The organism is Rugamonas sp. (genome assembly GCF_025354735.1).
Lineage (GTDB): Bacteria > Pseudomonadota > Gammaproteobacteria > Burkholderiales > Burkholderiaceae_D > Rugamonas.
Map to the genome: position 1 here is coordinate 23,372 of NZ_JANXMI010000106.1, position 9,261 is coordinate 32,632.

Annotated in this window: 8 protein-coding genes and 1 pseudogene; 8 read left to right on the forward strand and 1 reads right to left on the reverse strand. The window is 67.6% G+C overall.

The window, feature by feature from the left end:
* Positions 1 to 38: 38 nt before the first annotated feature.
* From Q0S71_RS09235 to Q0S71_RS09245, 3 genes are all read left to right on the forward strand, one after another.
* The gene (locus Q0S71_RS09235; protein WP_295994125.1) at positions 39 to 2,546 is read left to right on the forward strand and encodes a ligase-associated DNA damage response DEXH box helicase; all 2,508 of its coding nucleotides are present in this window, start codon (positions 39 to 41) and stop codon (positions 2,544 to 2,546) included.
* A complete protein-coding gene (gene pdeM / locus Q0S71_RS09240; protein WP_295994113.1) occupies positions 2,543 to 3,223 on the forward strand; it encodes a ligase-associated DNA damage response endonuclease PdeM in 681 nt (226 codons plus the stop codon). The genes Q0S71_RS09235 and pdeM overlap by 4 nt, the downstream gene beginning before the upstream one ends.
* Positions 3,224 to 3,420: 197 nt before the next feature.
* Complete coding sequence (locus Q0S71_RS09245) at positions 3,421 to 3,834, forward strand: KGG domain-containing protein (RefSeq protein WP_295994114.1); 414 nt, start codon at positions 3,421 to 3,423, stop codon at positions 3,832 to 3,834.
* A 133-nt stretch (positions 3,835 to 3,967) separates the two neighbouring features.
* Here Q0S71_RS09245 and Q0S71_RS09250 read toward each other — a convergent pair whose 3' ends face one another.
* The gene (locus Q0S71_RS09250; RefSeq protein ID WP_295994116.1) at positions 3,968 to 4,468 is read right to left on the reverse strand and encodes a pyridoxamine 5'-phosphate oxidase family protein; all 501 of its coding nucleotides are present in this window, start codon (positions 4,466 to 4,468) and stop codon (positions 3,968 to 3,970) included.
* Positions 4,469 to 4,702: 234 nt separating this feature from the next.
* Between Q0S71_RS09250 and Q0S71_RS09255 the strand changes: the two genes are divergently transcribed.
* The 5 genes and pseudogenes from Q0S71_RS09255 to Q0S71_RS09275 all read left to right on the forward strand — a co-directional run bounded on the left by Q0S71_RS09255 (position 4,703) and on the right by Q0S71_RS09275 (position 9,183).
* Entirely contained in the window at positions 4,703 to 5,350 is a 648-nt protein-coding gene (locus tag Q0S71_RS09255; RefSeq protein WP_295994118.1) for a PepSY-associated TM helix domain-containing protein, read from the forward strand.
* A gap of 18 nt (positions 5,351 to 5,368) precedes the next feature.
* Positions 5,369 to 5,884: a DUF2271 domain-containing protein gene (locus Q0S71_RS09260; RefSeq protein WP_295994120.1), complete on the forward strand. Its 516-nt coding sequence runs from the start codon at positions 5,369 to 5,371 to the stop codon at positions 5,882 to 5,884.
* Between the two features lie 16 nt (positions 5,885 to 5,900).
* The gene (locus Q0S71_RS09265) at positions 5,901 to 6,719 is read left to right on the forward strand and encodes a DUF4198 domain-containing protein (protein WP_295994121.1); all 819 of its coding nucleotides are present in this window, start codon (positions 5,901 to 5,903) and stop codon (positions 6,717 to 6,719) included.
* A gap of 40 nt (positions 6,720 to 6,759) precedes the next feature.
* Positions 6,760 to 7,830 carry an FAD:protein FMN transferase gene (locus Q0S71_RS09270; RefSeq protein WP_295994123.1) on the forward strand — a complete coding sequence of 357 codons (1,071 nt, stop codon included), beginning with the start codon at positions 6,760 to 6,762 and terminating at the stop codon, positions 7,828 to 7,830.
* Positions 7,827 to 9,183: pseudogene (locus Q0S71_RS09275) on the forward strand (sulfite reductase subunit alpha). Before Q0S71_RS09270 ends, Q0S71_RS09275 begins: the two are co-directional and overlap by 4 nt.
* Positions 9,184 to 9,261: the final 78 nt, after the last annotated feature.

Below are 9,261 nucleotides of genomic sequence, written 5' to 3' on the forward strand. Positions count from 1 at the left end.
GCGAGGAGGACGCGCCGCCGGCCGCTTCCGCCGTTGCGATGGAGGCGCCGCCGTCGAAAAAAACCGCGCCCTCCACACCGGTGGCGCAAGCCATCGACGACTGGTACGCGCGGCGCGGCTGGAAGGTGTTCCCGTTCCAGCGCGCCGTGTGGAAGGCCGCGCTGGCCGGACAATCGGGGCTGCTGCACGCCACCACCGGCTCGGGCAAAACCTACGCGGTCTGGTTCGCGGCCTTGCAACGTGGTCTGACCCCGACGTCCGCGCACGTGGCATCGGTCGCCGTGAAAAGAAAGCCCGGCCTGCGGGTGCTGTGGATCACGCCGATGCGCGCGCTGGCCGCCGACACGCTGCGCGCCTTGCAGCAGTCGGCCGTCGAACTGGCGCCCGGCTGGCAGGTCGACGCGCGCACCGGCGACACCTCGTCGGCCGCCCGCGCGCGCCAGAACAAGACGCTGCCCGATGCCCTCATCACCACGCCCGAAAGCCTGACGCTGTTATTGAGCAGGGCCGAAGCCCGCGCCCAGTTCGCGCAGCTCGACATGATCGTCATCGACGAATGGCATGAGCTGATGGGGAACAAGCGCGGCGTCCAGACCCAGCTCGCGCTGGCGCGGCTGCGGCGGTGGAATCCGCGGCTGCTGGTGTGGGGCCTGTCGGCCACGCTGGGCAATCTCGATCGCGCGCGCGAAGTGCTGATGCCCGACGGCGTCATCGTCGAAGGCCACGTCAAGAAGGAGATCCTGGTCGACACCCTGATCCCGGACCATCCGTCGCGCTTTCCGTGGGGCGGCCATCTGGGCATGCGGATGCTGCCCGCCGTGATTGCGCAGATCGAACGGCACGTCGCCACGCTGGTGTTCACCAACACGCGCTCGCAGGCCGAGCTCTGGTATCAGAACATGCTCGATGCGCGGCCCGACTGGGCCGGCCTGATCGCGCTGCATCACGGCTCGCTCGACAGGGAGGTGCGCGACTGGGTCGAGCAGGGCCTCAAGCAGGGCCGCCTGAAGGCCGTGGTCTGCACCTCCAGCCTCGATCTCGGCGTCGATTTTTTGCCGGTCGAACGCGTGCTGCAAATCGGCAGTGCCAAAGGCATCGCGCGCCTGTTGCAGCGGGCCGGCCGCAGCGGCCACGCGCCGGGCCGCGTCTCGCGCGTGACGCTGGTGCCGACCCACAGCCTGGAATTGCTGGAGGCGGCGGGCGCGCGCCAGGCCGTGGCGGCGCGCGATGTCGAGGCGCGGCCGGTGCCGGAAAAACCGCTCGACGTGCTGGTCCAGCATCTGGTGACGATCGCGCTCGGCGGCGGCTTCCGCTCCGAAGAACTGTACGCGGAGGTGCGCGGCGCCTGGTCGTATCGCGCGCTGACGTGGGACGAGTGGCAGTGGGCGCTGGACTTCGTCGCGCGCGGCGGCCAGACGCTGGCCGTCTATCCCGAGTACCGGCGCGTGCTGCCGGACGAGGAGGGCGTCTACCGCGTGCCCGATGCCGCGCTGGCGCGGCGCCACCGCATGAGCATCGGCACCATCGTGTCGGAGGCGTCGGTGCAGGTCAAGTTCATGCGCGGTGGCCGCATCGGCAGCATCGAGGAATCGTTCATCGCGCGGCTCAAGAAGGGCGACCATTTCCTGTTCGGCGGCCGCATCCTGGAATTCGTGCGGGTCCACGAGATGACCGCCTACGTCAAGCGCGCCACCGGCAGCCGGGGCGCCGTGCCGCGCTGGCAGGGCGGCAAGATGCCGCTGTCGTCGGAGCTGGCGCATGCGGCGCTGGAGCAGTTGCGCCTGGCCGCGCTGGGCGCATATCGCGGTCCGGAGATGCAGGCCTTGAAGCCGCTGCTGGAAATTCAGCAGCGCTGGTCGGCGCTGCCCACGCCCGCCGCCACGCTGGTGGAATGCCACGACAGCCGCGAAGGCCATCACCTGTTCGTCTATCCCTTCGCCGGCCGCGCCGTGCATGTGGGGATGGCGTCGCTGCTGGCGTTCCGCATCGCGCGCACGCGGCCGACGACGTTCTCGATCGCCGTCAACGACTATGGTTTTGAATTGCTGTCGCCCGAGCCGGTCGACTGGGCCGCGCTGTTCGGCGCCGCGCATGGCGGCCAGGTGGCGCTGTTCGGCACCGATGATCTGCTGGAAGACGTGCTGGCGAGCCTGAACGCGGGCGAACTGTCGCAGCGGCGCTTCCGCGAGATCGCGCGCATCGCCGGCCTGGTGTTCTCCGGCTATCCCGGCCAGCCGAAAAGCGCGCGCCAGTTGCAGGCGTCGTCGTCGCTGTTTTTCGAAGTGTTCCGCAAACACGATGCCGGCAACCTGCTGTTGACGCAGGCGCAGCGCGAAGTGCTGGAACAGGAACTGGAACTGGGCCGTTTGCGCGCCACGCTGTTGGAATTGCAGTCGCGCGCCATCGCCTTCCGGCCGACCGCGCGCGTGACGCCGTTCGGTTTCGGCCTGATGGTGGAGCGCTTCCGCGAAAAACTCTCGACCGAAAAATTATCCGACCGCGTGGCGCGCATGGTGCGCGAGTTGGAGAAAGCGGCCGGCGCATGAAGGAACCGGCGGTGGCGCTGAACCCGGAGTTGAATTTAGAGCTGATTTTGGCCGGCGAGCGCGTGCTGCTGCTGGCGCAGCGCGCGCTGTACTGGCCGCGCGAACGCATGCTGGTGGTGGCCGATATCCACTTCGGCAAGGCGGCTTCGTTCCGCGCGCTCGGCGTGCCGGTGCCGCGCGGGACCACCAGCGAAAACCTGGCGTCGCTCGATGCGCTGCTGGCGGCGCATGCGGTGGCGCACATCGTCTTTCTGGGCGATTTCCTGCACGCGAAGGCGGCGCACGCGTCGGCCACGGTGGCGGCGATGCTGCGCTGGCGCGGGCGCCATCCCGGCCTGCGCCTGACGCTGGTGCGCGGCAATCACGACGCCCACGCCGGCGATCCGTCGGCGCTGCTGGGCATGGCCATCGTGGACGAGCCCTACCTGCGGGCGCCGTTCGCGTTCCGCCACCATCCCGATCTGACGGCGGACTTCTACGTGCTGGCGGGCCATGTGCATCCGGTCTATCACCTGATTTCGGGCCGGGACGCGCTGCGCCTGCCGTGCTTTTTGCTGGGGCCGGAGCGCGCGGTGCTGCCGTCGTTCGGCGCCTTCACCGGCGGCCATGCGGTGCGGCCGGCGCCGGGCGAGCGGGTTTGCGTGTGCGCGGGCGAGGCCGTGTTCCAGATTCCGTAACAAGCGACAATTTATTGCGGGAAGCTGAGCAACTTTTACCCGCCGCCTGATACCGGCAGCCGGACCAGTCCTACAAAAATGGCTGCGCATGTCCTATATGCGTCGCCGATCCGCTGACCTAACATGACTGTTCCTCCAGCCCGACACCCGCATGGGCCGTCCGCTCCGGAGGCCCGACAACCACACAGGAGAGCGTCATGGCAACATCGGATCAAGGCAAGCAAGGCGGTAATCAGGGCGGCAAGGGCAGCGACCAGGGTAGCAATCAATCTAGCAACCAAAGCAGCAAACAGAGCGACACCAGCAAGCGCGGTTTCGCTTCCATGGACCCGGCGCAGCAACGCGAAATCGCCAGCGAAGGCGGCAAGGCCGCGCATGAAAAAGGCACGGCGCACGAATTCACATCGGAGGAGGCCCGCCGCGCCGGGAGCATGAGTCACAAGAACGACGGCAGCAGCCAAAGCAGCTCCCCCAGCTCGGCCTCGCGCGGCGGCGGTACTGGCGGCAACCAGGGCAGCGCCCGCGACAAGAATCTGGACGAAGATGATATGGAGCGGGGTAACAAGGGCGGTAGCGGCCGCTCGGGCGGCGCTGGAGGCTCGAAAAGCTGATAGCGCGGATCGATAAGCGAGTGCGTCCGGGCGGGCGGTCCGGGCTTGAAAGGGAATTTGTAGGCATCTTTGGGAATCAGCGACATGCGCCGATTCCCTTTTTTGCGTCGGCCCGATGTTTGGCCGACCTTATTTAGCCAACCTTGACCGTGCCGTGTTCGCCCAGGTCGCGCGGCTTTTCGCCGGTGATGGCGGCCTTGGCCATTTCATAGAACTGTTTCATCTTGCTGGAACCGGCGTCCCAGTATTCGGCCGATTCGATTTTCACCTTCAGCAGCGCCAGGTGCGGATCGTCCAGGCCGCCGGGGAACCAGGCCTTGACGAGCGGATTCCACAATTGCTCGGCCTTGACGCGGTCCTTCAGCAACTGCGCGTGGCCGGTGACGGACACGTAGACGCTGTCGTTGGTGTCGGCGAAGCTGACGTTGACCGATGGATGGTTGCGCAAGTCCTGCGTGAACGGCGCCTCGTCGGACGTGAAGAACCACATCTGGCCGTCATCGTCGATCTGCTGCTGGGTCAGTGGGCGGCTGGTCAACTGGTGGGCGTCGTCGAAGGTGGTGAACATGCCGAACTTCACGTGCTTGATCTTGGCGGCAATGGTGGCCAACTGGTCTTTATTGTATTGCGTCATGGTGTGCTCCTTGTGGTTGGTCTGGTGTGCAGCCACCTTACGGTCCTTGCCTAAGCCGCTCTGTGCGCGGACTCACCATGTCGGTGATTTGTAACGAAGTTGCGCCGGCGCTTGACTGCGCAAATGATAATCATTATCATTTGTCCGTTTTCAGCGACGTTGCTGGTGGCTGCTGCGAGGTACACTGGCGTTTGCAGGATGCGGCAACCGTTATTTATCCACCAAGGAAGTCCTTTGAGCGTACAAAATGCCAGCCCGGCGCGCAACGCCAGCCGCGCCGTCTGGCTGAAGAATCTGCACCAGTGGCACTGGATCAGCTCGTCGCTGTGCCTGCTGGCGATGCTGTTGTTCGCCGCCACCGGCATCACGCTGAACCACGCGTCGCAAATCGAGGCCAAGCCGACCATCACGCGCCGCCAGACCACGCTGCCGGCGCCGCTGACGGCGCAGCTGCGCAGCTACGCGTCCGGCCACGACGGCGCCCGCGCCCCGCTGCCCGATGCGGTGGGCCAGTGGCTGCTGGCGACGTGGTCGCTGGAGACGGGCGAGCGCAAGGCCGAATGGTCGGCCGATGAAGTCTATCTGCCGTTGCCGAAAGCGGGCGGCGACGCCTGGCTGCGCATCGCCCTCGACGACGGCGCCGCCGAATTCGAAAACACGGACCGCGGCTGGATTTCCTGGCTCAACGACGTGCACAAGGGCCGCAACACCGGCCCGGCATGGAACTGGTTCATCGATATTTTCGCCGTGTCCTGTTTGGTGTTCTGCCTGACCGGCTTGCTGATTTTGAAATTCCACGCCGCCAACCGGCCGTTCACCTGGCCGATGGTCGGACTGGGCGTGCTGATCCCGTGCGTCATCGCACTGCTCTATATCCACTAAACCAACCACAGGTCCGTCATGACATTACGCTATTCGATCGCGCTCAGTATTCCCTTGTTCAGTGCCAGCGCGATGGCCGCCGATCTGGCCCTGAAGATCGATGTGCCGCAATTGAACGTGGCCGAATACCACCGGCCCTACATCGCCGCGTGGCTGGAAAACGCGGACCAGAAAGTGGTCGCCAACCTGACCGTGTTGTACGACGTGCGCAAGAAGGACAACGGCGGCGCCAAATACCTGAAGGATCTGCGCCAGTGGTGGCGCAAGTCCGGCCGCGACATGCAGATGCCGGTCGATGGCCTGAGCGGCGCGACCCGGGCGCCGGGCGAATACACGCTGACCTTCCCGCTCGCGAAGGCGGCGCTCGACAAGCTGCCGGCCGGCCAGTACCAGCTGGTGATCGAGGCCGCGCGCGAAGCCGGCGGCCGCGAACAGGTCAAGGTGGCGATGCAGTGGCCGCCGACGTCGGCGCAGAGCCTGGCCGCCGCCGGCAAGGAAGAACTGGGCGCCGTCACCGTCATGCTGCATCCTTGAGGCCCAGACCATGTCCATGAAACTGACTAAATCGTTTATCACCTTATTGCTGGCCGGCCTGGCGTTCAACGCGCAGGCGCATAAACCGTGGCTGCTGCCGTCGTCCACCGTGCTCGATGAGAAGGAGGCGTGGGTCACGGTCGATGCCGCGATCTCGGAGGGCCTGTTCGATATCGACCACCAGCCGTTGAAGCTCGATGGCGTCGTCGTCACCGGTCCCGATGGCGCGCCGGTGGCGTTTGAAAACGTCAACCTCGGCAAACTGCGCAACACCTTCGACCTGAAGCTGGCCAAGCCGGGCACGTATAAAATCAGCCTGGTGACGCAGAACGTCGCCGGCAGCTACACCATCGACGGCGCGAGCAAGCGTTTCCGCGCGCCGGAAGACGGCTACGCCAAGGAGATTCCGGCCGGCGCCCAGGATGTCGTCATCAGCCACCAGTACAACCGGCTGGAGACCTTCGTCACCAGCGGCGCGCCGACGCAGACGGTGCTCAAGCCGAGCGGTGTGGGCTTGGAGCTGCTGCCGCTGACGCACCCGAACGACATGCGCGCCGGCGACCAAGCCAGGTGGCGTTTTCTGGTCGACGGCAAGCCGGCCGCGCATCTGGCATTCAGCCTGATACCGGGCGGCGTGCGCTATCGCGGCACGCTGGGTGAAATCCGCCAGAGTACCGACGCCATCGGCGAGATCAGTTTCGCGCTGCCGGCGCCGGGCATGTATATGGTCAGCGCCGCGACGCCGGCCATGACGCCGCCGGTCGACGGCAAGCCGGCGCCGCTGCCGGCGCGTCGCATGTCGTACGCGGCGACGGTGGAAGTGCTGCCGCAATAATCGCGGTCCTCGGTAACGACAAGGTAACGACAAGGTAACGATGCGCCGGGTACTCCTGCCTCACCATATTTCGGAAGACCCGGCGCCGGCCGGCGGCACCATCGTCGACGTCGAAGGACGCAGCATGGGGACCACGTGGTCGGTGCGGCTGGTGGCGCCGGCCGCCGCGCCGGCGCGCTTTGCGCCGGACCTGCGCGATGGCTTGCAGCGGCAGCTCGACGCCGTGGTCGCGCAGATGAGCCATTGGGATGCGCAGTCCGACCTTGGCCGCTACAACCGCGCGCCGGCCGGCAGCTGGCACGCGCTGGCGCCGGATTTTTTCGCCGTGCTCGATTTCGCGCTGGACGTGATGCGCGACTCCGGCGGCGCCTACGATCCCTGCGCCGGCGCGTTGGTCAATGCCTGGGGCTTCGGCCCCGAAGGGCGTTACGACCAGCCGGACTTCATCGCACCGACGCGGGAGCGGATCAACGCCGTTCGCGCCCAGCGCGCCGCGCAGCTGGTGCAGTTCGACCGCGCCACGCGCCAGCTCTATCAGCCGGGCGGCGTGCGGCTCGATTTTTCCGCCGTCGCCAAAGGCTATGGCGTCGACAAGCTGGCCGCTTGCCTGGACGCGCAGGGCGTCCATCATTATCTGGTCGAAGTGGGCGGCGAGTTGCGCGGCGCCGGCGTCAAGCCCGATGGCCAGCCGTGGTGGGTGGCGCTGGAACAGCCGCCGTCCGCGATGGCCGCGCCGCCGGCATCGTCGGCGCCGTCCGCATCGTCCGATATTGCGCCGCTCGATGACGTGGTGCTGGCGCTGCACGGCCTGTCCGTCGCCACGTCGGGCGACTACCTGCGCTATTTCGAGCGCGATGGCCGGCGCCTGTCGCACACCATCGACCCGCGCAGCGGCGCGCCGGCGCCGCACGATCTGGCGTCGGTGACGGTGGTGCACGCGCACTGCATGGCCGCCGATGCCTGGTCGACGGCGCTGACGGTGCTCGGTCCGCAGGCCGGCCTCGCGCTGGCCGAGCAGCGCGGGCTGGCGGCGCGCTTCGTGCGGCGCGGCCCGCACGGCTTCCACGAAACCTTGAGCAGCCATCTGCGCGCCATGCTGGAATCGGCATGAGCGTCACCAACGATACTGTGCGCCTGCTGCTGGCGGCCGGCCTCACGCTCGCTTATGCGGCGGTCTGCCTGGCGCCGTTTTTGCGCCAGCGCCGCAAGCGCCGGGCGGCGCAGCGCGCCCAGGCCGACGCGGCGCAGACGCCCGGCTGGATCGTCCTACGCCAGCCAGACCGGCAACGCCGAGGAACTGGCCGGCCAGACGCTGGCCACCCTGCGCCTGGCCGGCATCCCGGCGCAGATGATGGAATTGTCCGATCTGCGCGGCGCCGATTTGCAGCGCGCCGAACGCGTGCTGTTCATCGTCAGCACTTACGGCGAGGGCGATGCGCCCGATGCCGCCGCCGCCTTCGCCGGCAGTTTGATGGGCGGCGCGCTGCCCCTGAACCATCTGCATTACGCCGTGCTGGCGCTGGGCGACCGCGCGTATGCGCAGTTCTGCGGCTTCGGCCGCGCGCTCGACGAGTGGCTGCGGGGGCAGGGCGCGCAGCCGCTGTTCGCGCGCATCGAAGTCGACCGCGGCGCGGCGGCGGCGCTCGGATCATGGCGTCAGCAACTGAGCCACCTGGCCGGCACCAGCGACGCGCCGGACTGGAATGGGCCGGCGTTTTCCGACTGGCGCCTGGCCGCGCGCCGCCTGCTCAATCCGGGCAGCGCCGGCGCGCCGCTGTACCACCTGGAACTGGAGGCGCCCGACGGCGCGGCGCCGGATTGGCAGTCGGGCGATCTGGCGCAGATCGCCGCGCCGGCCGATTCCGCCCGGCCGCGCGAATATTCGATCGCCTCGGTGCCGGCCGACGGCCGCGTGCATTTGCTGGTGCGCCTGCATCTGCACGACGACGGCGGTCATGGCGTGGCGTCGGGCTGGCTGGCCTTGCGGCTGGCGGTCGGCGAGACGGTGCAACTGCGTGTGCGCCAGCATCGGCGCTTCCGCCTGGAGGACAACGCCGGGCGGCCGCTGATCTTGATCGGCAACGGCAGCGGCATCGCCGGCTTGCGCGGCCATCTGAGGGCGCGCGCGCTGGCCGGACAGCGCCGCAACTGGTTGCTGTTCGGCGAGCGCAATGCGGCCCACGATTATCTGTATCGTGAGGAAATCGAGGCCTGGCGGCGCGATGGCCTGCGGCTGGAGATGGTGTTTTCGCGCGATCAGGCGCGGCGCCTGTATGTGCAGGATAGCCTGCTGTCGAATGCCGATGAACTGCGCGGCTGGATCGCGGACGGCGCCGCCATCTACATCTGCGGCAGCCTCGATGGCATGGCCGCCGGCGTCGACGCGGCGCTGCGCGACATCCTAGGCGGCGATGCGCTCGACGCGCTGGCCGCGCAAGGCCGCTACCGGCGCGACGTCTACTAACGCGCGGGCTTGCGTCGATAAAGCCGGCCTTCATCAGGGGCGGCGCTATCCTCAATCGGGGTCAGACCACGGTTTCGA